This is a genomic window from Actinomadura sp. B10D3, assembly GCF_039871695.1.
GTDB classification, from domain to species: Bacteria; Actinomycetota; Actinomycetes; order Streptosporangiales; family Streptosporangiaceae; genus Spirillospora; species Spirillospora madurae.
Genome location: NZ_JBDPLY010000004.1, coordinates 396,366 through 418,079, shown reverse-complemented (window position 1 = coordinate 418,079; position 21,714 = coordinate 396,366). Strand labels below are relative to the sequence as shown.

The window sequence follows — 21,714 nt, the reverse complement described above, 5'->3', positions numbered from 1 at the left end:
TCAGGGGCCGGGCGGCCCGGGGGCGTTCGACGCCCGGAGGCCGCCCGGCCCCTGCCGGGTCACCTCACGCCGTAGAGGTGTTCGAGCGCCAGCTGGTCCAGGTGCTCGAAGGCGGTGCGGCGGGCGCCGAGGGCCTCGGCGTCGGCGGTGGCGTCGCGGACGGAGCGCCAGTCCTCCCCGTCGGCCAGGGTGGGACGGGCGAGCTCGTCCAGCTTGGCCTGGCGCAGCGCGTCCTGGACCTCGGGGTCGGCGCGGAACGCGCGGACCTTCCCCCGCAGGATCAGCCAGTTGCGCATGCACGCCGCCGCCGACTCCCACACGCCCTCGTCGTCCTCGGTGCGCGGCGGCTTGAAATCGAAGTGGATCGGGCCGTCGTACTCGCTCTGGTCGATCAGGTCGACGACCCAGAACGCGCCGCGCGCGTTGCCGGCGCCGAAGCGCAGGTCCTGGTCGTAGCGGGGGCCGTGCTGCCCGTTCAGGTCGATGTGGAACAGCTTGCCCTGCCAGAGCGCCTGGGCGAGGCCGTGCGCGTAGTTGAGCCCGGCCATCTCCTCGTGCCCGACCTCGGGGTTCAGGCCGACGCTGTCGGGGCGCTCCAGCGTCTGGATGAACGCGAGCGCGTGCCCGATCGTGGGGAGGAGGATGTCGCCGCGGGGCTCGTTCGGCTTCGGCTCGATCGCGAACCGCAGGTCGTAGCCCTGGTCGGCGACGTAGGCGCCGAGGACGTCGAACGCCTCCTTGTAGCGGTCCAGCGCCGCCCGGACGTCCTTCGCGGCGCCGGACTCGGCGCCTTCCCGCCCGCCCCAGCACACGTACGTCCTGGCGCCCAGCTCGGCGGCGAGGTCCAGGTTGTCCATGACCTTGCGGAGCGCGAAGCGGCGGACGTCGCGGTCGTTCGCGGTGAACGCGCCGTCCTTGAAGATCGGGTGGCCGAACAGGTTGGTGGTGGCGGTGGTGACGACGAGGCCGGTCTCGTCCAGCGCCTTGCGGAACGCGTCGATGGCGCCCTGCCGCTCGGCGGGGGAGGCATCGAAGTCGAAGACGTCGTTGTCGTGGAAGTTCACGCCGTAGGCACCGATCTCGGCCAGCTTGCGGACGGCGCGGTCGGCGGGCATCGGCGGGCGGGTGCCGGGGCCGAACACGTCGACGCCCTGCCAGCCGACCGTCCAGATGCCGAACGAGAACCGGTCCTCGGGCGCGGGGGTGTAGTCGGTCATCGGGTCCTCCTCAGATCTGCGGTGCGGAGTCGCGCAGCGCGGCGTAGCGCTCGCGGATCTCCGTCCCGGCGTGCTCGCCGGTGTGCTCGGTGGCGGGCGGTGCGGGCCAGGCGGGCGGCTCGGGCGTCCCGGCGAGGGCCCAGGCGGCCTGGCGGGCGGCGCCGAGCGCGACGTACTCGGCGGGCTCGGGGACGGTCACCGGGGTCCCGAGGATCGCCGGGGCGAGGGCGCGCACGGCCGCGGAGCGGGCGCCGCCGCCGATCAGCAGCGTGCGGCGCGGCCGGACGCCCTGCGCGGCGAGGTGGTCGACGGCGTCGGCGAGCGAGCACAGCAGCGCCTCCACCGCCGCCCGCGCCAGGTTCTCCCGGGTGGCGTTGGCCGTGGTCAGCCCCGCGAGGACGCCGGTCGCGTCCGGGCGGTCGGGGGTGCGTTCGCCGTCGAGGTAGGGCAGCAGCGTCACCCCGCCGGCGCCGGGCTCGGCGACGAGGGCCAGCGCGGACAGCTCCTCCAGCGAGGCTCCGGTCATCGCCGCGGCGGCCGACAGGATCCGCGCGGCGTTCAGGGTGCAGACGAGGGGCAGGAACCGGCCGGTGGCGTCGGCGAACCCCGCGACGAGGCCGGACGGGTCGGCGGCGGGACCGTCGGCGACCGCGAACGCCGTCCCCGACGTGCCGATCGACACCACGACGTCGCCGGGACGCAGGCCGAGGCCGAGGGCGGCGCCCATGTTGTCGCCGGTGCCCGGCCCGAGCGCGGCGCCCCACGCCGTCTCGCCGACCCGCTCGCCCGGGGCGGCGACGCGCGGGGGCTCGGCGTCGTGGCCGAGCGCCGCGCGCAGCAGCTCGGGCAGGTAGGCGCCGGTCGCGGGGGACCAGTAGCCGGTGCCGGACGCGTCGCCCCGGTCGGTGACCGGCTCGCGAGCGCCGAGCCGTAGCGTCAGCCAGTCGTGCGGGAGCAACACCCGCTCGGTGCGGCGCGCGTTGCCGGGCTCGTGCTCGGCCATCCAGCGCAGCTTGGTCACGGTGAACGACGCCAGCGGCACGCTGCCGGTCCGCTCCGCCCACTGCTTCGGCCCGCCGAGCTCGGCGACGAGGGCGCGGGCCTGGGGCGCCGAGCGGGTGTCGTTCCACAGCAGGGCGGGCCGGACGACGTCGCCCGCGCCGTCCAGCGCGATCATGCCGTGCTGCTGCGCGGCGACGGCGACCGCGTCGGCCCGTTCGAGTAGTTCCCGGACCTCGGACAGGGCCGCCCACCAGTGGTCGGGGTGGCACTCGGTGCCGTCCGGATGCGGGGCGGACGCCTCCGCCACGACGGTGCCGTCCTCGGCGCGGCACAGGACGGCCTTCGTCGACTGCGTCGAGGAGTCGACGCCCGCGACCAGGCTCCCGGTCATCCCGCCCCCTTTCGTAAAGAGCTTGGACTAATTAACGTAGCAGAGGGCCTCCACCCTGCCTATACATGCGATTCATTTAGGGTTCATCCATGACGAAGTCCTCGAAAGGCCCGGTCAGGCACGCGACGATGCGGGAGCGGAACCTCGCCGTCGTCCTGGAGCACGTGGCGCGGCACCAGCCCGTCACGCGGGCGCGCCTCGCCGAGCTCACGGGCTTCACCAAGACGACCGTGTCCAATCTGGTCGCCCTGCTGGAGGGCGCGGGGCTCGTCCGGGACGGGGCGCCCGTCCATGAGGGGGAGCGCGGGCGCCCGGGCGTGGGCGTGTCCGTCCACGGCGGCGGTGGCGCCGGGCTCGGCCTGGAGGTCAACGTCGACTACCTCGCGGCCTGCGTCCTCGACCTGGCCAAGCAGGTCCGCTACCGGCACGTGGTCAGCGCCGACAACCGCGGCCGCGAGCCCGCCGCCGTCCTCGCCGCCCTGTCCGCGCTCGCGGACGAGGCGGTCGCCGCCGCGGCGGGGCAGGGGCTGGCCGTCGCCGGCGCGGCGGTCGCCCTGCCCGGGATGCTCGACCGCGAGAGCGGGGTGGTGCGGCACGCCCCGAACCTCGGCTGGGCGGACGTCCCCGTCGCGGGCGCCCCCGGCCTGGCCACGGCCCTTCCCGCCGAGTACGACAACGAGGCCAACCTCGCGGCCCTCGGCGAGCTCTGGTTCGGCGGCGGTGCCCGCCTCGGCGACTTCGTGCACGTCTCCGGCGAGATCGGGATCGGCGCGGGCATCGTCGTGGACGGCCGGGTGTTCCGCGGCGCCCACGGCTTCGCCGGCGAGCTCGGCCACCTCGTCGCCGACCCGTCCGGCCCCGCCTGCTCCTGCGGCGGGCGCGGATGCCTGGAGCAGATCGCGGGCCAGGAGGCGCTGCTGCGCGCGGCGGGCCTGCCGGCCACCCGGCCGGCCGCGGGCTCCGGCGGCTCGGTGGGCCGCCTCGTCGCCCGCCTCGACGCGGGGGACGAGGCGGCGCTGGCCGCCGTGACCGAGGCCGGCCGGGCGCTCGGCGCCGCGCTCGCCTCGGTCGTCAACCTTCTCGACCCCGACACCATCGTGCTCGGCGGGGTCTTCTCCCCGCTCGCCACGTGGGTCCTGCCGCCGCTGCGGGCCGTCCTCGCGACCGGCTCCGGGTCGCTGCGGCGGGGCGCGCCCCCGATCGAGGTGTCCGGCCTCGCCGAGGGCGCCGCCGTCCTCGGCGCCGCCGGGCTCGTCGTGGAACAGGTGATCGCCGACCCCGCGCTGCTCCTCTAGAGCGGAACGTACTCGAACCAGGCGAAGTCGGCGTGGTTCGAGCTCGTCCGGCCGTGCGAGGTGGCGTACAGGCCGATGTAGGCGCCGGTGAAACCGCCCGCGACCTGGCTGGTCAGGATGTCGCAGTCCACCGGGTCGCCGAAGGGTGTCCAGGCCCCCGGCTCCAGGGCGTACGACGCCCGGTACCAGCGGCCGTGCGCCTCGAATCCGAGCCGGACGGCCCCGTGGGCGGCGGGCCCCTTGGCGAGCACCGTCTCGACGCCCTGCTCCCGCTTGACGAGGCGGAGACCCTGGCCCGTCGAGACCAGCAGCACGTGGAAGTCGTTGTTCTGGACGAGCGCGAGCCCCGCCCACTCGTCGTCGGCGGGCGCGAAGTCGAGGGCGGTGAAGGCCGCGAAGTCGTGGTGCCGCTGCCGCCGCCCGACGAACGACGGGTTGGCGATGTCGGCGAGGCTCTCCGGGCGGACGCGCAGCCGCAGGTGCCCGGGACGCTCGGCCAGGCTCCACCACCGCTCGCGCGGAGGCCGCAGCATGTTCCACGCGGGGTCCAGTTCGGGCCCGTCGAAGTGGTCGCACGCCGGTTCGGCCGGCCACGGACGCGGCGGCAGCGACGGGGCCGCCGGGGCCGGCTCGACCCGCCCGCCGGTGACCGGCCAGCCGTCCTCCCAGGTGACCCGGGCCAGGAACGTCTCGCGGCCGAGGGCGCACCGGTCGCCGTGGTGCGGGCGCATCGCGAGCAGTACCATCCACCACTCGCCGTCCGGCGTCTCCACGAGGTCGGCGTGCCCCGTCCCGACGACCGGATGGCCGGACGGGAGGTCGCGGTGGGTGAGCACCGGGTTGCGCGGGTCCCCCACGTAGGGGCCCGTGACGGCGTCGGCCCGCGCGGCCATCACCGCGTGGTCGAGCGCCGTGCCTCCCTCGGCGGTGAGCAGCAGGTACCGCCCGCCGATCTTGTAGAGGTGCGAGCCCTCGGACCAGATCGCGCCCTTGACCGCCCCGTCCCAGATGACGTGCTCCTCCCCGGTCAGCTCCAGGGCGGACGGGTCGAACTCGCGCAGCCAGATCTCCGTGTGGCCCTCGTAGCGTCCGGTGAGCCGCGTGCCGGTGCACCACGCGCGGCCGTCGTCGTCGAAGAACAGCGACGGGTCGATGCCCGCGCCCTCCAGCCGGTGCGCGTCCGACCAGGGCCCGGCGGGGTCGGTCGCGGTCAGCACGAAGTGCCCCGACCACTCCGTCCCGTCCACCAGGGTGCAGACCAGGTAGAACGTGCCGTCGTGGTGGCGGAGCGTCGGCGCGTACAGGCCGCCGGACGCGGGGACGCCGTCGAGCGGAAGCTGGTCCGGCCGGTGCAGCGCGTGCCCTACCTGCCGCCAGTGCACCAGGTCGCGGCTGTGGAACACCGGCAGGCCCGGAAACCATTCGAACGTCGACGTCACCAGGTAGAAGTCGTCGCCGACGCGGCAGACCGACGGGTCCGGATGGCATCCGGGCAGCACCGGGTTGGCGAACCGGGTCATAGCGGCGTGACCTTCACGGGGACGGTCAGGACGCGGTCGGTGCCGAGTTCCCGGACCGGCCCCTCCAGCGTGAACGAGCCGCGCAGCGGCAGGTCGGCGCTCGACCGGCCGACCGCCACCTCGACCACGCCGGGCTCGACGATGCGCCGCAGGTCCGGGCCGGTGAAGGAGGTCCGGTCGGCGTGCACCTCGAACTCGATCCGGGCCGCCTCGCCCGGCTCCAGCCGGACCCGGGCCCACCCGGCGAGCCAGCGCGCCGGCCGCACCACCGACGCGACCGGGTCCGAGAGGTACAGCTGGACGACCTCCGTGCCCGCGCGGTCGCCGGTGTTGCGGACGACGGCGCCGACCGAGACCGTTCCGTCGGTCGCCGCCCGCTCGCCCGTCCTCAACTCCTCGTACTCGAAGGACGTCCAGGTCAGACCGTGCCCGAAGGGGTACAGCGGGACGGGGTCGACCACGCTCCAGTCGTGCCCGCCGTCCATCAGCGACCGCAGGTAGGTGACGGGCGGGCCGGACGCGCGGCGCGGCACGCTGATCGGCATCCGCCCGGACGGCTCCACGTGTCCCGCGAGGATCCCGGCGACGGCCCGGCCGCCCTCCTCGCCGGGGAAGAACGCCTGCACGACGGCGGCGGCCCGGTCGGCGATCGACTCGATCGCGTACGGGCGCCCGGTGAGCATCACGATGACCGTGGGAGTGCCGGTGTCCAGGACGGCCGCGGCCAGCTCGGCCTGCCGCCCCGGAAGCGCGAGCGTCTCGGTGTCGCAGCCCTCCCCGGACGTGCCGCGCCCGAACAGCCCGGCCCGGTCGCCGAGCGCGAGCACGCACACCTCGGCGTCCCGCGCCGCGGCGACGGCCTTGTCGATGTCGGCGTCGTCGGCGACGAACACGTCGTCGGAGGCGGCCACGCGGACGCCGGGCAGGTCCGCCCGCAGCGCGTCCGCCAGGGTCGGGATGTCCACGCCGAGCCCGAGCTCCGGATGCTCGCGGCCGACGTGGCTGGGGAAGGTGTAGCAGCCCAGCATGCCGAACGGGTCGTCCGCGAGCGGCCCGGCCAGGACGACCCCGGAGCCGGAGCGCAGCGGCAGCACGCCGTCGTTGGACAGCAGGACCACCGACTCCTCGGCCGCCCGCCGCGCCAGCGCGCGGTGCTCGGGAGGGTCGAAGTCCAGGGCCGCGCCGTCGCCGTCCGCGGGGACCTCGTCCAGCAGGCCGAGCTCGGCCTTCAGAGTCAGTACGCGGCGGGCGGCGCGGTCGAGCAGGTCCGCGGGGACCTCGCCCTCCCGGATCTTCTCGATCAGCGGCGTGCCGTAGCAGCGGACGGTCGGCAGCTCCATGTCGATGCCGGCGCGCAGCGCGAGCGCGGCGGCCTCGCCCCGCGACCCGGCCACCCGGTGCCGGCTCTCCAGGAACGAGATGCCGAAGTAGTCGGCGACCACGACCCCCTCGAAGCCCAGCTCCTCGCGCAGCAGGGTGGTCAGCAGCCGCTCGTCGGCGGCGGCGGGCATCCCGTCCACGTCGGTGTAGGAGTGCATGACCGAGCGGGCGCCGCCGTCGCGCAGCGCCATCACGAACGGCTCCAGGACGACGTCGGCGAACTCGCGCGGCCCGATCGGCGTCGGGGCCATGTTCCGCCCGGCGCGGGAGGCGGAGTAGCCGGCGAAGTGCTTGAGGGTCGTGACGATGCCCGACCGCTCCAGGGCCTCGACGTAGGCGGTGCCGAGGACCCCGACCAGGTACGGGTCCTCGCCGATGCACTCCTCCGTGCGTCCCCAGCGGGCGTCGCGGACGACGTCCAGCACGGGGGCGAGGCCCTGGTGGACGCCGGCCGCCCGCATGCTGGTGCCGATCGCCGCGGCGATCTCGGCGACCAGCTCCGTGTCGAAGGTGGCGCCCCACGCGGGCGGGCTGGGGAACACGGTGGCGCCCCACGTCATGAAGCCGTTGAGGCACTCCTCGTGCGCGATCGCCGGGATGCCGAACCGGTTCCCGGCGGCGACGCGGCCCTGGAGCTCGCGGAGCCGGGCGGCGCCGTCCGCCGCCGCGACGGGCAGGGTGCCGAACACGCGGGTGAGCTGGCCGAGGCCGCGGTCCAGCACCTCCTCCAAGGGCGGGGCGGGCTCGTGCGAGTCGTCCTCCATCGGCGCCACGGGCGCGCCCGCCTCGGCGGGCATCGCCCAGAAGCCGGCGAGCTGGCCAGCCTTCTCCTCCGGCGTCATCCGGGCCAGCAGGTCGTCGACCCGCTCGGCGACCGGCAGCGCGCGGTCCCGCCAGGGCTCGGCGTGGTCGGCTCCGGTCCGTGTCGCGGGAGCGGGGACGGCCCCCCGGATCGCTTCGCTCACTTGGCATCCTCCGAAGGGGGCGGCGGGGCGGTGGAGGCGCGGACACGCAGGTCGGTGGCCAGCTCCACCCGGGGAGTCAGCGGCGGCCGCCCGTCCAGCAGCTGGAGCAGCGTGCGGGCCGCGACGCGGCCCATCTCCTCCAGCGGCTGGCGCACGGTCGTCAGCGGTGGCGACAGCCACTCGCAGGTCGGCAGGTCGTCGAAGCCGACGACACTCAGGTCCTCGGGAATGCGCAGGCCGGCGAGCCGGGCCGCCTGGTAGGCGCCCATGGCCTGCTCGTCGCTGCCCGCGAAGATCGCGGTCGGCGGGTCGGGCAGCGCCAGCAGCTCGCGGGTGCGGGCGAAGCCGCCCCGGTGGTGGAAGTCGCCGTACCGGACGAGGTCCTTGTCGACCTCGATCCCGGCGCGCTCCAGCGCCGTGCGGTAGCCGTCCACGCGGGCCTGCGTGCAGAGCATGTCGGCGGGACCGCCGATCATCCCGACGCGGCGGTGGCCGAGCCCGATCAGGTGCTCGGTGGCGGCCAGCCCGCCCGCCCAGTTCGTCGCGCCGACACTGGCGATCTCGGTGTCGGGCAGGTTCACCGGGTCGACCAGCACGAGCCCGACCCCGGCCCGTTCGAGCTGGTCGCGCTGGCGGCGCGTCATCCGGGACGTCACCAGGATGACGCCGTCGCTGTGGTGCAGCGCGGGCAGGTTCTGCCAGCTCGGCGGGCGCGCGTCGTCCTCGCGGACGAGCGACACGACGACGCCGGTGCCGTGCTCGGCGCACTCTGCCTCCACGCCGCGCAGGATCTCCACCGCCCACGGGCTGTCGAGGCCGGCCAGGACCAGGTCGATCAGGCCGGACCTGCGGGCGCGCCGCGCGCCGCCCGGGCCCGGGTAGTTGTGGGTGCGCAGCAGCGCCTCCACCCGCTCGCGGGTCGCGGCGGCCACGTCGGTCCGGCCGTTGAGGACCTTGGAGACGGTGGCGGGGGAGACCCCCGCCTCGGACGCGATCAGGGCCAGCGTCGGCCGGGACGGCGGGTCCGGCATCTCGTCGGTGGTGCGCACGGGCACGCTTCACTCCTCCCCGAGGAAACGATTGCGAACAGTATCGCAATGTTTCGCTCTCTCCTAGTCCCCGAGGACCGCGTTCTTCAGGTTTCATTTCGGTCAACGCAGGGCGAAGCCTTGACCCTGGGGTGCCCCTTTCTTAGAGTTCCACGGCAACGGCACCCTCGAAGACTTTCGAAATTTTTCGGAGCGGGACGGATCTCCGTCCCGCCGCTCAGGCCCAGCCCACCCCCGATCCAGGAGGCCACCATGGGCATCCCTCACCTGTCGCGCCGTTCCGTCCTGACCGCGATCTCCGCGGGCGCGGTGGTGGCCACCGCCGCGCCCCTCCTCGCCGCCTGCGGCGACGGCGACTCGGGAGGCGGCACGGTCACCATCGAGTGGATGGACATCGCGACCACGGAGCCGTCCCAGACGCTCTATCCGCAGATCGCCAAGGCCTACGAGGCCTCGCACCCGAACGTGAAGATCAAGCTCACCAACCTGGAGAACGAGGCGTTCAAGTCGAAGATGACGGCGCTCACCGCCTCCGGGAAGCTGCCGGACATCTTCGTCACCTGGGGCGGCGGCGTCCTCAAGCAGCAGATCGACGCCGGCCTGGTGAAGGACGTCACCGAGGACGGCAAGGCCATCCTGAACACCATGACGCCGGTGTCGCAGAAGCCGTACCAGTTCGACGGCAGGACCTACGCCATCCCCTACGACATGGGCGGCGTGGGCTTCTGGTACAACAAGGCGCTCTTCAAGAAGGCCGGGATCGAGGGCACCCCGAAGACCTGGTCGGAGTACCTGGACGCCGTCCGCAAGCTCAAGTCCGCGGGGGTCACCCCGATCGCGATCGCGGGCAAGGACAAGTGGCCCGAGATGTACTACTGGGCCTACCTCGCGATGCGCATCGGCGGCCTGCCCGCGCTGCAGCAGGCCGAGAAGGCCAACGACTTCGGCGGCGCCGGCTTCGTCGCCGCGGGCGAGAAGGTCAAGGAGCTGGCCGACCTGCAGCCCTTCCAGAAGGGCTTCCAGAACGCCGGCTACGACACGCCCGGCGGGCAGGCCGCGACCATGGGCGCGGGCAAGGCCGCCATGGAGCTGATGGGCCAGTGGGCGCCCGCGGTGCAGAAGGACGCCTCCGGCAAGGACCTCGGCGACGACCTCGGCTGGTTCCCGTTCCCGACCGTCGAGGGCGGCCAGGGCCAGGCGACCGAGGTGTTCGGCGGCGGCAACGGGCACGCGCTCAGCAAGGACGCGCCCAAGGAGGCCATCGACTTCCTGGCCTTCCTGATGAACCAGGAGAACGAGAAGAAGCTCGTCTCCTCGGGCGCCTTCATGCCGGTCGTGAAGGGCGCCGAGAGCGAACTCGACAAGAACCGCAAGCTGGTCGCCGACGCGCTGAACGCCTCCACCGGCTTCCAGCTCTACCTCGACCAGGCCTTCCCGCCCGCCGTCGGCCAGGAGGTCAACGACAGCGTCGCCGCGCTCATCGCCGGCAAGAAGACGCCGCAGCAGGTCACGGAGTCGGTCACCAAGGTGGCCAAGAGCCAATGACCCTGTCCGCCACGACCGACGACCGGCCGCGGCACGCCGAACGGGCCCCGCACAAGCGGGGCCCCAAGGCGTCGGTGGGGGAGCGGCTGCGCGCCTGGACTTCCACCACCTGGTTCCTGTTGCCCGCGCTGCTGCTGTTCTTCTTCTTCGTCCTGATCCCGATCTTCGTCGCGTTCTACACGAGCTTCTTCCGCTGGGGCGGCTTCGGCTGGCCCGAGGACTTCGTCGGGCTCGGCAACTACCGCAAGCTCACCGACGACCCCGTCTTCCGCGGCGACCTGTGGCGCGGCCTGCTGATCATCGTGTTCTCGGTGGCGGTCCAGCTGCCGATCGCGCTCGGCACGGCCGTCCTGCTGAACCAGCGGATGCGCGGCCGGGCGGTCTACCGGGCGCTCTTCTTCGCGCCCTACATCCTGTCGGAGGTGATCGCCGGCGTCCTGTTCGGCATCATCTTCCTGCCGGGCGACGGGCTGGCCGACAAGATCGTCGAGGATCTGCCGCTGCTCGGCGGGCTCGCCGGCAAGTGGTTCTCCGACCCCGACACCGCGCTGCCCACCCTCTTCGCCGTCATGACGTGGAAGTACTTCGGCTTCCACATGATGATCTACCTCGCGGGCCTGCAGGGCATCCCGCAGGAGGTGCTGGAGGCGGCCTCGATCGACGGGGCGAGCCCCTGGCGGCGGTTCCGCAGCGTCACGCTGCCGCTGCTCGGCCCGACGCTGCGCATCAGCGTGTTCCTGTCCGTCATCGGCTCCATCCAGTTGTTCGACCTCGTGTGGGTCACCACGACGGGCGGGCCGACGCACTCCACGGAGACGATGGCCGTCACCATGTTCCAGTTCGGATTCAAGCGCTACCAGATGGGCTACGCAGGCGCGATCAGCGTCGCCATGTTCCTGATCTGCATGGTCTTCTCGCTGCTGTACCAGCGCTACGCGCTGCGCCGCGACCTGCAGGGCGCGGTCACCTCCGGGGGAGGCCGCCGATGAGAGCCGGCCTCGCACGGAGCCTGTCCAAGCACACTCTGGTGTGGGTGCTCGGCTCCTTCGTCGTCGTGCCCCTGCTCTACGCGGTGGTCTCCGGTTTCAAGACCACCGGCGACCTCACCTCGGACCCGTTCGGGCTGCCGGACCCGTGGAAGGTGTCGAACTACACCGGCATCCTGTCGTCCGGCGACTTCTGGCGGCAGATCGGCAACAGCGTCCTGATCGCGGTGGCCACCACGCTGATCACCGTCGCGGCGGCGGCGCTCGCGGCGTTCGCCTTCGCCCGCTACGCGTTCCGTGGCCGCGAGCTGTTCTTCACGCTGTTCGCGGCGGGGCTGATGTTCCCGCCCGCGGTGGCGGTGCTGCCGCTGTTCGTCCTGCTGCGCTCGTTCGGGCTGCTGGACAACCCGCTCGGCATCATCCTGCCGCAGGCCGCGTTCGCGCTCCCCATCACGATCATCATCCTGAGGTCCTTCTTCCGGACGATCCCCGGGGAGCTGGAGGAGGCCGCCATCATGGACGGCTGCAGCCGGCTCGGCTTCTTCTGGCGCATCCTGCTGCCGATGGCGAGGCCCGCGCTCGGCACCGTGTCCGTCCTCGCCATCGTGACGAGCTGGAACAATTTCTTCCTGCCGCTGCTGGTGCTGAGCGACCCGAAATGGCAGACCATCCCCGTCGGCATCCAGCAGTTCCAGGGGCAGTACTCGACGGACTACGCGCTCGTCATCGCCTACATCGTGCTCGCCATGGTGCCCGCCATCGCCTTCTACGCGCTGGCCGAGCGGCAGCTGATCGGAGGGCTCACCGCGGGGGCGACGAAGGGCTGACCTCGATCTCCCCGACCTCGATCTCCATGGACAGCAGGATCGAGCTGAGGCCCTTGCCGTGCGCGTCCAGGGCCAGCGACGTGGTGACCCCGCCGTCCAGCGACTGGCGGCAGACGAACTGCAGCGCGCACAGGTTCGGCAGCTCGTGGCGGACGACCTCGCCGCGCACGCGGTCCCCGAGGTGGCGCCGCACCGCGCCGGAGGTCAGCTCCCGGACGAGGTCCGGATAGTGCTCGTCGCGGTACGGGAACACCGACAGCGTCGAGGTGTCGCCCTTGTCGCCGGCGCGGGCGTGCGCGATCTCATGCAGTGGGGTGCGCCGGTTCGCCGGGACGCGCAACGGGGACCTCCAGGATCTCGGTGGCGGGGGAGACGGCCTCGCGGGGCAGCAGCGCCGACACGATGCCGATGACGTCGCCGACCCGCGTGCGGACGCCGCCGCCGCCCGCCGGGCCGTTGGTGTAGAGGGCCTCGACCTTCCCGAAGGCGCCGCATGGACCCCGTCCCCGGGCGGCCGGTGAAAGCCTGAAAGGGCCGTTCACGGGCCCGCGGGAACGGGGTTAGCGTCCGCTTGGACAACGGTCTCCTCGGCCCGCGACGGGAGGAACATGGGAAAGCGAAGACGACGGGCGCTGGCGGCGGGGGCGGTGCTCGGCCCCACGATGGTGGCGGGCGCGCTGCTCACCGCACCGCCGGCGTCCGCGCACGGCGCGATGATGGTGCCCGGCAGCCGCACCTACCTCTGCTGGAAGGACGGCCTCAGCTCGACCGGCGAGATCATCCCGCACAACCCGGCCTGCGCGGCGGCCGTCGCGCAGAGCGGCCCCAGCTCGCTCTACAACTGGTTCGCCGTGCTGCGCTCGGACGGCGCCGGCCGCACCCGCGGCTTCATCCCCGACGGGGAGCTGTGCAGCGGCGGCGCGGTCGTCTACGACTTCAGCGGCTACGACCTGGCCCGCGACGACTGGCCGGTCACCCACCTGACGTCGGGCGCCGGCATCGAGTTCCGGTACAACAAGTGGGCCGCCCATCCGGGAACGTTCCGCACCTACATCACCAAGGACAGCTGGAGCCCGACGCGCCCCCTCAGCTGGGACGACCTGGAGGAGCAGCCGTTCTACAGCGCCACCGACCCGCCGAGCGTCGGCTCGCCGGGCAACGAGGACGCCTACTACCACTGGAACGCGACGCTGCCGTCCGGCAAGTCCGGCCGCCACATCATCTACACCGTGTGGCAGCGCTCGGACAGCGCCGAGACGTTCTACGGCTGCTCCGACGTCGTCTTCGACGGCGGGAACGGCGAGGTCACCGGCGTCGGAGAGGACGGCGGCGGACCGACGGACCCGCCCGGCCAGCCGGGCATGGTCTGCACCGCCGCGTACCGCTCGACCGGAAGCTGGGGCGGCGGCTACCAGGGCGAGGTCACCGTCACCAACACCGGCACGCTCCCGCTCAACGGCTGGACGGCCCACTTCACCTTCGCCAACGGCGAGACGGTCGACAGCCTGTGGAACGGCGCCTACACGCAGTCCGGGCCGGACGTCACGGTCACGAACGCGAACTGGAACGGCTCGCTGGCCGTCGGCGCCTCGACCACCTTCGGTTTCACGGTCAAGGCGCCGGATGCGGCGACCTCCCTGGAACCCCACTGCATGACCTCCTGAACCGCATGACCTCCTGAGAACACCTCCAGCACACGACACGGCCCGCGGAGTCCGGCAGGGGACACCGCGGGCCGCCTCCTTTCCCGCACTTCGCCATCGGGCTGGCCGGCGCCGGGCATGGAGAGGCCCCGTGACCGGAGCGCGTCACGGGGCCGTTTCCCTCCTTGGCGGCGGTTACTGGACGGGCGGGTCGGCGTTCCTGAGCAGCTCCTGGAACTGGGCGGAGAACCAGTGCCCGGACAGCGGGGCGTCCGGCAGGGCACCGCTCATGTTGTTGTTGTTACGCGGGTTGCCCTCGTACGTCGGGTCGCACATCCGGTCGAAGCCCTTGCCCTCGTCGTTCGGGATCTCCTCGCTGGCCCCGTCCGACTCGCCCGGAGGCTTCATCCACACGTAGGCGTCGATGCCGGACGCGGGGGCCGCTTTCGGCCGCTCGCCGAGACCCGCTCCCGCCTGGTTGCACCAGTTGCCGAGGTGGATGCGCCGGTCGGTCCGGCCGCCGTCCACGTAGGCGTTCACGTCCGTCGTCGGGCCGGGCCCGGTCGGGCGCTCGGAGCCGCCCCAGCCGTTGCGGCTGGTGTCGATCAGCATGCCGATGCCGGAGTCGAACCCCTGGCTGATGAGCTCCTGGCGGAACGCCTGCGCGTAGGACTGCTCGTCCACGTACCGGTTCCAGTCCACCCAGTCGGACTCGCGGACGGACGTGCCGTTCACGGAGTCGTTGATGGTGAAGTAGGGCTCGGTCAGCGCACCGTAGTTCGCGGTGTTGGTGATGAACCCGGCGACGTTGCCCTTCGAGCCGGACATGTCCGCCACCTGGGCGAGGAGCTGGGCGGTCGGGGAGAAGTTGTCGTCCCAGCCGATCCAGCCGTGGTGGCCGATGTCGATGTAGTTGTAGACGTTGGACAGGGCGCCGAGCTTCTGCAGCGCGTAGGCGATGCCCTTCTGGTAGTTGCCGTTCTCCTTCATGACGTTGCAGTTCTCGGTGGCGGTCGGCCGGTCGCCCGCGTTGGTGATCAGGTTGGGCAGCGAGTCGATCTCCACCACCGCGGCGATCCGCAGGTCGGCGTACTTCTCGTCACCGAGGATCTCCGCGATCGGGTCGACGAACTGCGCCTTGTACTTGTCGAGCTCGGTCGGGCCGAGCTCGCCGTTGGAGGCGAGCGCCGAGCAGTCGCGGCCGGGCAGGTCGTAGACGACGAGGTTGACCAGCCCGGCGCCCTGCTCCAGGGCCTCGTCCAGGTGGTCGCGCAGCCCCATCCCGCCGTTGACGCCCTCGATCGCGGCGATCCGGTCCAGCCACACGCCGGTCGGCTGGTCCGCGACCGCGCCGCCGCCGGGCTCGGCGGCGGCGTGCGCCGACCATTCGGGGTTCACGTACTGCTGCACGCCCGCGTACGGGTTGTCGACGCGGTCACCGTCGCCCGGGTCCCCGTTGCCCGGGTCGTCCGTCGACCCGTCGCACACGGTCCCGTTGAGCTTGAACTGGGTCGGAGCCGCGTTCGTGCCGGAGTAGGTGCCCTGGAACCCGGGATTGACCGACGCGTTCGTGGGCAGCGTCGTGGCCCAGCTCGGGTTCGTCACGGTGACGTGCTGCCCGGACTGGCCGAAGGTGCCGTTCCAGCCCGAGGTCACCTGCTGGTTCCCGGCGAAGTCCCACTCCAGCGTCCAGCCGCCGCTGATCGCGTCGCCGAGGTTGGTGACCGTCACGGAGGCGGTGAAGCCGGTGCCCCAGTCGTCGGTGGAGTAGTCGACCTTGCAGCCGGCGGCCGCGCTGGCCTGGGCCTGGGCCAGCGCGACCGTGCCTGAGGCGAGCAGGAGGGCCGCCGAGGTGGTGGCCAGGCCGCGGCGGCGGGCGCCGGGTCTCCTGCGCGCGAGGGGGTGTTTCATCCGGATTCCTCCATCTGGTTGGGGTGGGCTTCTTCCGGAGGGTCAGGGGAGGGCCAGCAGGTGGTCGCGCAGGCCCGCGCCGTACGCGGTCGGCGTGCCGTCGTAGGAGCTGATGAGGGAGGGGCCGCTGGAGCAGTCCCACGTGTTCCACGTCCATCCGAGGTAGGACGCGCCCCGCGCGTCGAGCCAGGCCATCAGCGTGTCGACGTAGGAGTGGCCGCAGGTGTTCTCGCCGATCTCCCCGGCGACGAGCGGGACCTGCGCGGCGACGGGCGCGAGCTGCTGGTCCCAGCAGGACGCGTCCTTGCAGTAGTTGAAGTTGTAGGAGTGCCACGCGGCGGCGAGGTTCCCTGTCGGGTCGGACGGCTTCTGCGCGAGCCACTGGCCGAGGTCGTTGGAGTAGCTGTTGCCCGCCACCAGGACGACGTTCCGGGCGCCGGTGGACCGCACCGCGTCCAGGAGGTCCTGCATCCCGGCCGCCTCGTAGGTCAGGCCCGGGCAGGCCGGGCCGCCGTCACGCCAGCACGCCCACGACTGCCCGTAGTCCATGACCTGGAGGTTGTTCGGGTACGGCTCGTTGAACAGGTCGAGCACGACGGCCGTGTCGGCCTTGTACGCGGTGGCGACCTGCCGCCAGAACTCCGGCGCGTGCTCGGCGTCCGGCATGGGCTTCTGGCATTCGGCGTTCGCCGTCTCGCAGTGGCTGTCGTAGCCGGTCCACGTCCCATGACTCCAGTGCAGTTCGAGGATGGGCGTGATGCCGTTCTCTTCGAGCAGCGTGACGTAATTCTTGACGGCATTCCGGTAAGCGGTTCCCCCGTAGGCCGGGTCGACGTTGTCCAAGCCCAGCCAGCAGTCGGAGTTGAGCGGCACCCGGACGGCGTTGACGTTCCAGCTCTTTATGGCGGCGACCGATGACGCGTCCATCGGCCCGTCCCATATTCCGTTGCCCTGGACGCAGGCGAATTCGCCGCCGGAGCGGTTCACGCCAAGAAGCCGCACCGTGTTCCCGCCGGAGTCGACGAACCTGTTGCCCGACACCTCCAGCTCCGGTGCCGGGCCGTCGGGCGGGGGAGTGGTCGGCGGGTCGGTCGGGTCGCCGCCCGTGTCGCAGCGCGTCCCGTTCAAGGTGAAGGCGGCGGGGGGCGCGTTGGTGCCGCTGTAGGTGAACTGCGCGCCGGCCTGGACCGAGGCGCCGGCGGCGAGCTGGGCGTTCCAGCTCTCGCCGGCGACCGTGACGGTCGTGCCCGACTGCGACCACCTGCCGTTCCAGCCGTTCGCGAGTCGCTGGTCCCCGGTGTAGGAGTAGGTGAGGGTCCAGCCGTCCACCCCCGGTCCGCGGTTGGTGATCGTCACGGTGGCGGTGAAGCCGGTGCCCCAGTCGGCGGTCGCGTAGTCCACCTGGCAGCCGGCCTCGGCGCGGGGCCCGAGCGCGCCGAGCGCGGACCCGGTCCCCGCGGCGAGCGAGCCCGCGGCGCAGATCGCGCCGGTCAGGGCGGCCGCCGCGGCGGTGCGCGGGGAAAGCGATCTCATGTGATCTCCGCTTTCACATCGTGTCCGTTGATTTGGGAGCGCTCCCACTCCTGGACTGCGGTGAACGTAGAACGCTTCGGGCGCGGTTTGGAAGCCTTGTTCCATTCCTTTCACGATGTTTCACGCCGCCTCGCGCGCGCGGTGAGGGGCGGGAGTCGCCGGGCGAATTCGATCGCGTCGCGGCCCTTGACACGATCGGCGTCCGAACGGATTCTTGGGAGCGCTCCCACTACTCCCGACCCGGTCCCGCCCCCGCGCACGGCCGGGAACCCCCGAAGGGAGTGCCGAAAGCGTGACCATCACCCACCCCCCGCACGACCCCGCCCTCCCGGACCGGCCGCCGACCCTCGCGCACGTCGCGCAGCTCGCCGGCGTGTCCCCCGCCACCGCGTCCCGCGTCCTGAACGGCTCCGCCCGCGTCAGCAGGGCCGCCCGCCTCCAGGTCGAGGAGGCCGTCGAGCAGCTCGGCTACGTCCGCCGCCGCACCGGCTCCCCCGACCGGGAGTCCTCCGGCACGATCGCCGCCGTCGTCTGCGAGGACGGCTGCCGCGTCCTCGGCGACGCGTTCTTCGCGCGCCTGCTGTGGGGCGTGCGGCGGGAGCTGGACGGCCGCGCGCCGCTCGTCGTGCTCATGGCCGGCCGGGCGGAGGAGTGGCGGGCCACCACCGGCTACCTGCGCGGCGGACGCGCCGCGGGCGTGCTGCTCGTCGGCGCCCGCCGCGACCAGGTCGCCCCGCTCGTCCAGGCCGCGGCCGGCGCCCCCGTGGTGCTCGCGGGGCGCCCCCTCGACGAGGTGGCGCTGCCCTACGTCGACGTCGACAACCGCGGCGGCGCGCACGCCGCCGTCCGGCACCTGCTGGCGTCCGGGCGCCGCCGCATCGGCACGATCGCCGGCCCCGCCGACATGGGCGCCGCCGTCGACCGGCTCGCCGGGTACCGGCTCGCGGCCCGGGAGGCCGGGATGGGCGTCAACGGGCTCGTCTGCCAGGGCGATTTCGGCCGGCTGTCCGGCGAGCGGGCCATGCGCCGGCTACTGGAACGCCGCCCCGACGTCGACGCCGTCCTCGCCGCGTCCGACCAGATGGCGGTCGGCGCCCTCGGCGCGCTGCGCCGGGCGGGCCGCCGGGTCCCCGACGACGTCGCGGTCGTCGGGTTCGACGACGCCCCGGTCGCCCGGCAGGTGCGGCCCCGGCTGACGACCGTCCGGCAGCCGGCGGAGGATCTCGGCGCCCGGCTGGCGCGCGAGCTGCGCGCCTGCACCGGCGGCCGCCCCAGCACCGAGCGCGGCGTCGTGCTGCGCACCAAGCTGATCATCCGGGAGTCCGGCTGACGGCCCCGGGCTGACGCGGGCCCCGTCCCGCACTCCCTGCGAACACCACCATCGCCGGGCTCCGCCGGCGGTGGAGCCCGCCATGCCCGGAGAACGGGCCCTAAAGGAAGGAAGAACGGTGCGAAGACGTCATCGATGGCGCTCCCTCACGGCCGTGGGCGCGACGCTGACCCTGCTCTGCGGAGGCCTCGGCCTCATGGCCCCGGCGCACGCCGCGTCGGCGGCGTGCAAGGTCGTCTACAAGAAGAACGACTGGGGCGGCGGATTCACCGCGAGCATCGACATCACGAATCAGGGCGACGCGCTGGACGGCTGGAAGCTGACCTACTCCTATTCGGGGAACCAGACGCTCGCCAGCGGCTGGTCGGGCAAGTGGTCCCAGTCAGGGCAGCAGGTCACGGTCGAGAACGAGGGTTGGAACGGGACGCTCGCCTCCGGCGCCTCCGTGAACGTCGGCGCGCAGTTCACCTACAGCGGGACCAACACCGACCCCACCGCGTTCAGCCTCAACGGCACACCGTGCAACCAGAGCTCGTCCGCGCCGACGGTGGCTCTGACGAGCCCCTCCGCCGGGGCGACGTACTCGGTCGGCGCCCCGGTTCCGCTGGCGGCGACCGCGGCGGCCGGATCCGGCGCCTCGGTGTCGAAGGTCGAGTTCTACAGCCAGGACGGTCCGCTCGGTGATGCCGACACGACCAGCCCCTACGGCCTGACCTGGACCCCGTCGCGGGCGGGGGACTACTCGATCTACGCCAAGGTGACCGACAGCACGGGCGCGACGGCCGAGTCCGCGCCGGTCGGCGTCACCGTCACCGCCGAGGCGAGCGTGGTGGCGAGCCCGGCCGCGCTGACCGTCGCGCAGGGCGCCACGGCGACGTACGCGGTCAGGCTGTCGGAGGCGCCGTCCTCGGACGTGACGGTGACGACGACCCGCACCGCGGGCAACAGCGGCCTGTCCGTGACCGGCGGCGGGACGCTCACCTTCACGCCGCAGAACTGGTCCACCGCGCAGAACGTGACCCTCACCGCGGACGACTCGGGGACGGGCCAGGCGACCTTCACCTCCTCGGCGCCCGGCTACGCGGCGGCCGAGGTCACCGCGACCCAGGTGGCCGTCTCCGCCGACGGCTACACGCAGCGGTTCCTCGACCAGTACAACAAGATCAAGGACCCGGCGAACGGCTACTTCAGCCCCGAGGGCATCCCCTACCACTCGGTGGAGACGTTCATGGTCGAGGCCCCCGACCACGGCCATGAGACGACGTCGGAGGCCTACAGCTACCTCATCTGGCTGGAGGCCATGTACGGCAAGGTCACGCAGGACTGGGCCCCCTTCAACGCCTCCTGGGCGCTGATGGAGAAGTACATGATCCCCACGCACGCGGACCAGCCGACGGGCTCCTTCTACCAGCCGTCCAAACCCGCCACCTACGCCGCCGAGCACCCGCTGCCGAGCGACTACCCGTCGCAGATCGACGGCAGCGTCCCGGTGGGCCAGGACCCGATCGCGAGCGAGCTGAAGTCCGCGTACGGGACCGACGACGTCTACGGCATGCACTGGCTCCAGGACGTGGACAACGTGTACGGCTACGGCAACACCCCCGGAGGCGGCTGCGAGGAAGGGCCCGGCGCCGATGGCCCCTCCTACATCAACACCTACCAGCGCGGCTCGCAGGAGTCGGTCTTCGAGACCGTCCCGCAGCCGACGTGCGATCGGTTCGCGTTCGGCGGCCCCAACGGCTATCTGGACCTGTTCATCAAGGACACCTCCTACGCCGAGCAATGGAAGTTCACCAACGCGCCCGACGCCGACGCCCGCGCCATCCAGGCCGCGTACTGGGCGAACGTCTGGGCCAAGGAGCAGGGCAAGGGCGGCGACGTCTCGGCCACCGTGGCCAAGGCCGGCAAGATGGGCGACTACCTGCGGTACGCGTTCTTCGACAAGTACTTCAAGAAGATCGGCGACTGCCATCCGGCCTCGTCCTGCCCCGCCGGGACGGGCAAGGACAGCGAGCACTACCTGCTGTCCTGGTACTACGCCTGGGGCGGCGCCACGGACTCCAACGCCGGCTGGGCCTGGCGCATCGGCGACGGCGCCTCGCACTTCGGCTACCAGAACCCGCTCGCCGCGTACGCGCTGGTGAACGACCCCGCGCTCGCCCCCAAGGGCGCGACGGCCAAGGCCGACTGGGAGAAGAGCCTGACCCGGCAGCTCCAGCTCTACAAGTGGCTGCAGTCCGCCGAGGGCGGTATCGCCGGAGGCGTCACCAACAGCTGGGACGGCAGCTACAGCACCCCGCCCACCGGCCTCACCGAGTTCTTCGGCATGGCCTACGACTGGCAGCCCGTCTACCACGACCCGCCGAGCAACCAGTGGTTCGGGTTCCAGGCGTGGTCGATGGAGCGGGTCGCCGAGTACTACCAGGTCAGCGGTGACACGAATGCCAAGGCGATCCTCGACACGTGGGTCTCCTGGGCGCTGTCCGAGACGACGGTCGACCCGTCCACGGGATCCATCCAGATCCCGTCGACGCTGACGTGGACCGGGCAACCGGACGCGAACTGGTCGTCGTCCACCGGCATGCCGCCCGCGAACGACGGCCTGCACGTCTCGGTGAAGGACTACACCAGCGACGTCGGCGTGGCCGCCGCGTACGCCAAGACCCTGACGTACTACGCCGCCAGGTCCGGTGACGCCGACGCCAAGCAGGCCGCCAAGGACCTCCTCGACGCCCTCTGGAAGCACACCGACGCGAAGGGCGTCTCCGTCGAGGAGAGCAAGGCCGACTACCGGCGCGTGATCGACCCGGTCTACATCCCGTCCGGCTGGAGCGGAACGATGCCCAACGGCGACCCCATCAACTCCAGCTCGACGTTCATGTCCATCCGCTCCTTCTACAAGAACGACCCCGACTACCAGCGCGTCATGGCCTACGCCAATGGCGACAGCTCGACCGTGCCCGTGTTCACCTACCACCGCTTCTGGGCCCAGGCGGACATAGCCCTGGCCATGGCCGACTACGGCCGCCTCTTCGACGAGTGACCCACCCCGGGGGCCCGCGGCGAGCCGACCCCCGCCGCGGGCCCCCTCGCATGTCCCCGGCATGGCATGCGAACATA

General features: G+C 72.5%; 16 protein-coding genes. 7 read left to right on the top strand and 9 right to left on the bottom strand.

Annotation, left to right across the window (positions count from 1 at the left end):
- Positions 1–59: 59 nt before the first annotated feature.
- A complete protein-coding gene (xylA, locus tag ABGB11_RS10310; protein WP_347631241.1) occupies positions 60–1,217 on the bottom strand; it encodes a xylose isomerase in 1,158 nt (385 codons plus the stop codon).
- 10 nt (positions 1,218–1,227) lie between these two features.
- Positions 1,228–2,610 (bottom strand): xylulokinase, encoded by a 1,383-nt coding sequence (gene xylB, locus ABGB11_RS10305; RefSeq protein ID WP_347631240.1) that lies wholly within the window; start codon positions 2,608–2,610, stop codon positions 1,228–1,230.
- 89 nt (positions 2,611–2,699) lie between these two features.
- Between xylB and ABGB11_RS10300 the strand changes: the two genes are divergently transcribed.
- Complete coding sequence (locus tag ABGB11_RS10300) at positions 2,700–3,905, top strand: ROK family transcriptional regulator (protein ID WP_347631238.1); 1,206 nt, start codon at positions 2,700–2,702, stop codon at positions 3,903–3,905.
- Here ABGB11_RS10300 and ABGB11_RS10295 read toward each other — a convergent pair.
- The 3 genes from ABGB11_RS10295 to ABGB11_RS10285 are packed head-to-tail and all read right to left on the bottom strand — an operon-like array spanning position 3,902 to position 8,801.
- Positions 3,902–5,425, bottom strand: coding sequence for a glycoside hydrolase family 43 protein (locus ABGB11_RS10295; RefSeq protein WP_347631236.1), 1,524 nt, complete (start codon positions 5,423–5,425; stop codon positions 3,902–3,904). The two genes, ABGB11_RS10300 and ABGB11_RS10295, sit on opposite strands and share 4 nt — an antisense overlap.
- On the bottom strand, positions 5,422–7,770 hold the full coding sequence (locus ABGB11_RS10290) for a glycoside hydrolase family 3 N-terminal domain-containing protein (protein ID WP_347631234.1): 2,349 nt from the start codon (positions 7,768–7,770) through the stop codon (positions 5,422–5,424). The genes ABGB11_RS10295 and ABGB11_RS10290 overlap by 4 nt, the downstream gene beginning before the upstream one ends.
- A complete protein-coding gene (locus ABGB11_RS10285; protein ID WP_024934929.1) occupies positions 7,767–8,801 on the bottom strand; it encodes a LacI family DNA-binding transcriptional regulator in 1,035 nt (344 codons plus the stop codon). The genes ABGB11_RS10290 and ABGB11_RS10285 overlap by 4 nt, the downstream gene beginning before the upstream one ends.
- Positions 8,802–9,071: 270 nt before the next feature.
- On the opposite strand from ABGB11_RS10285, the gene ABGB11_RS10280 reads away from it, so the two are divergent.
- Genes ABGB11_RS10280 through ABGB11_RS10270 form a run of 3 tightly spaced genes read left to right on the top strand, consistent with a single transcriptional unit; the run spans position 9,072 to position 12,177 of the window.
- Positions 9,072–10,364 carry an extracellular solute-binding protein gene (locus ABGB11_RS10280; RefSeq protein ID WP_347631233.1) on the top strand — a complete coding sequence of 431 codons (1,293 nt, stop codon included), beginning with the start codon at positions 9,072–9,074 and terminating at the stop codon, positions 10,362–10,364.
- Positions 10,361–11,353 carry a sugar ABC transporter permease gene (locus ABGB11_RS10275; protein WP_347631232.1) on the top strand — a complete coding sequence of 331 codons (993 nt, stop codon included), beginning with the start codon at positions 10,361–10,363 and terminating at the stop codon, positions 11,351–11,353. The genes ABGB11_RS10280 and ABGB11_RS10275 overlap by 4 nt, the downstream gene beginning before the upstream one ends.
- The gene (locus ABGB11_RS10270; RefSeq protein ID WP_347631230.1) at positions 11,350–12,177 is read left to right on the top strand and encodes a carbohydrate ABC transporter permease; all 828 of its coding nucleotides are present in this window, start codon (positions 11,350–11,352) and stop codon (positions 12,175–12,177) included. The genes ABGB11_RS10275 and ABGB11_RS10270 overlap by 4 nt, the downstream gene beginning before the upstream one ends.
- Here ABGB11_RS10270 and ABGB11_RS10265 read toward each other — a convergent pair.
- Together ABGB11_RS10265 and ABGB11_RS10260 are read right to left on the bottom strand one after the other, a co-directional pair.
- Positions 12,152–12,517, bottom strand: a complete 366-nt coding sequence (locus ABGB11_RS10265; protein WP_347631228.1) for a hypothetical protein — start codon at positions 12,515–12,517, stop codon at positions 12,152–12,154. The two genes, ABGB11_RS10270 and ABGB11_RS10265, sit on opposite strands and share 26 nt — an antisense overlap.
- Positions 12,480–12,719 carry a hypothetical protein gene (locus ABGB11_RS10260; RefSeq protein ID WP_347631226.1) on the bottom strand — a complete coding sequence of 80 codons (240 nt, stop codon included), beginning with the start codon at positions 12,717–12,719 and terminating at the stop codon, positions 12,480–12,482. The genes ABGB11_RS10265 and ABGB11_RS10260 overlap by 38 nt, the downstream gene beginning before the upstream one ends.
- A gap of 66 nt (positions 12,720–12,785) precedes the next feature.
- On the opposite strand from ABGB11_RS10260, the gene ABGB11_RS10255 reads away from it, so the two are divergent.
- Positions 12,786–13,841, top strand: coding sequence for a lytic polysaccharide monooxygenase (locus ABGB11_RS10255; RefSeq protein WP_347631224.1), 1,056 nt, complete (start codon positions 12,786–12,788; stop codon positions 13,839–13,841).
- A gap of 174 nt (positions 13,842–14,015) precedes the next feature.
- Here ABGB11_RS10255 and ABGB11_RS10250 read toward each other — a convergent pair whose 3' ends face one another.
- Complete coding sequence (locus tag ABGB11_RS10250; RefSeq protein ID WP_347631222.1) at positions 14,016–15,731, bottom strand: glycoside hydrolase family 6 protein; 1,716 nt, start codon at positions 15,729–15,731, stop codon at positions 14,016–14,018.
- 42 nt (positions 15,732–15,773) lie between these two features.
- On the bottom strand, positions 15,774–17,264 hold the full coding sequence (locus tag ABGB11_RS10245; RefSeq protein WP_347631220.1) for a cellulase family glycosylhydrolase: 1,491 nt from the start codon (positions 17,262–17,264) through the stop codon (positions 15,774–15,776).
- 292 nt (positions 17,265–17,556) lie between these two features.
- Between ABGB11_RS10245 and ABGB11_RS10240 the strand changes: the two genes are divergently transcribed.
- Together ABGB11_RS10240 and ABGB11_RS10235 are read left to right on the top strand one after the other, a co-directional pair.
- Positions 17,557–18,594: a LacI family DNA-binding transcriptional regulator gene (locus ABGB11_RS10240; RefSeq protein WP_347631218.1), complete on the top strand. Its 1,038-nt coding sequence runs from the start codon at positions 17,557–17,559 to the stop codon at positions 18,592–18,594.
- A gap of 118 nt (positions 18,595–18,712) precedes the next feature.
- The gene (locus ABGB11_RS10235) at positions 18,713–21,637 is read left to right on the top strand and encodes a glycoside hydrolase family 48 protein (RefSeq protein WP_347631216.1); all 2,925 of its coding nucleotides are present in this window, start codon (positions 18,713–18,715) and stop codon (positions 21,635–21,637) included.
- The last annotated feature ends 77 nt before the right edge of the window (positions 21,638–21,714 follow it).

What these genes read in the sequence shown, in the direction of transcription:
- xylA (WP_347631241.1), bottom strand. Translation starts at nt 1,217, where the DNA reads ATGACCGACTACACCCCCGCGCCCGAGGACCGGTTCTCGTTCGGCATC.
- xylB (WP_347631240.1), bottom strand. Translation starts at nt 2,610, where the DNA reads ATGACCGGGAGCCTGGTCGCGGGCGTCGACTCCTCGACGCAGTCGACG.
- ABGB11_RS10300 (WP_347631238.1), top strand. Translation starts at nt 2,700, where the DNA reads ATGACGAAGTCCTCGAAAGGCCCGGTCAGGCACGCGACGATGCGGGAG.
- ABGB11_RS10295 (WP_347631236.1), bottom strand. Translation starts at nt 5,425, where the DNA reads ATGACCCGGTTCGCCAACCCGGTGCTGCCCGGATGCCATCCGGACCCG.
- ABGB11_RS10285 (WP_024934929.1), bottom strand. Translation starts at nt 8,801, where the DNA reads ATGCCGGACCCGCCGTCCCGGCCGACGCTGGCCCTGATCGCGTCCGAG.
- ABGB11_RS10280 (WP_347631233.1), top strand. Translation starts at nt 9,072, where the DNA reads ATGGGCATCCCTCACCTGTCGCGCCGTTCCGTCCTGACCGCGATCTCC.
- ABGB11_RS10275 (WP_347631232.1), top strand. Translation starts at nt 10,361, where the DNA reads ATGACCCTGTCCGCCACGACCGACGACCGGCCGCGGCACGCCGAACGG.
- ABGB11_RS10270 (WP_347631230.1), top strand. Translation starts at nt 11,350, where the DNA reads ATGAGAGCCGGCCTCGCACGGAGCCTGTCCAAGCACACTCTGGTGTGG.
- ABGB11_RS10255 (WP_347631224.1), top strand. Translation starts at nt 12,786, where the DNA reads ATGGGAAAGCGAAGACGACGGGCGCTGGCGGCGGGGGCGGTGCTCGGC.
- ABGB11_RS10250 (WP_347631222.1), bottom strand. Translation starts at nt 15,731, where the DNA reads ATGAAACACCCCCTCGCGCGCAGGAGACCCGGCGCCCGCCGCCGCGGC.
- ABGB11_RS10245 (WP_347631220.1), bottom strand. Translation starts at nt 17,264, where the DNA reads ATGAGATCGCTTTCCCCGCGCACCGCCGCGGCGGCCGCCCTGACCGGC.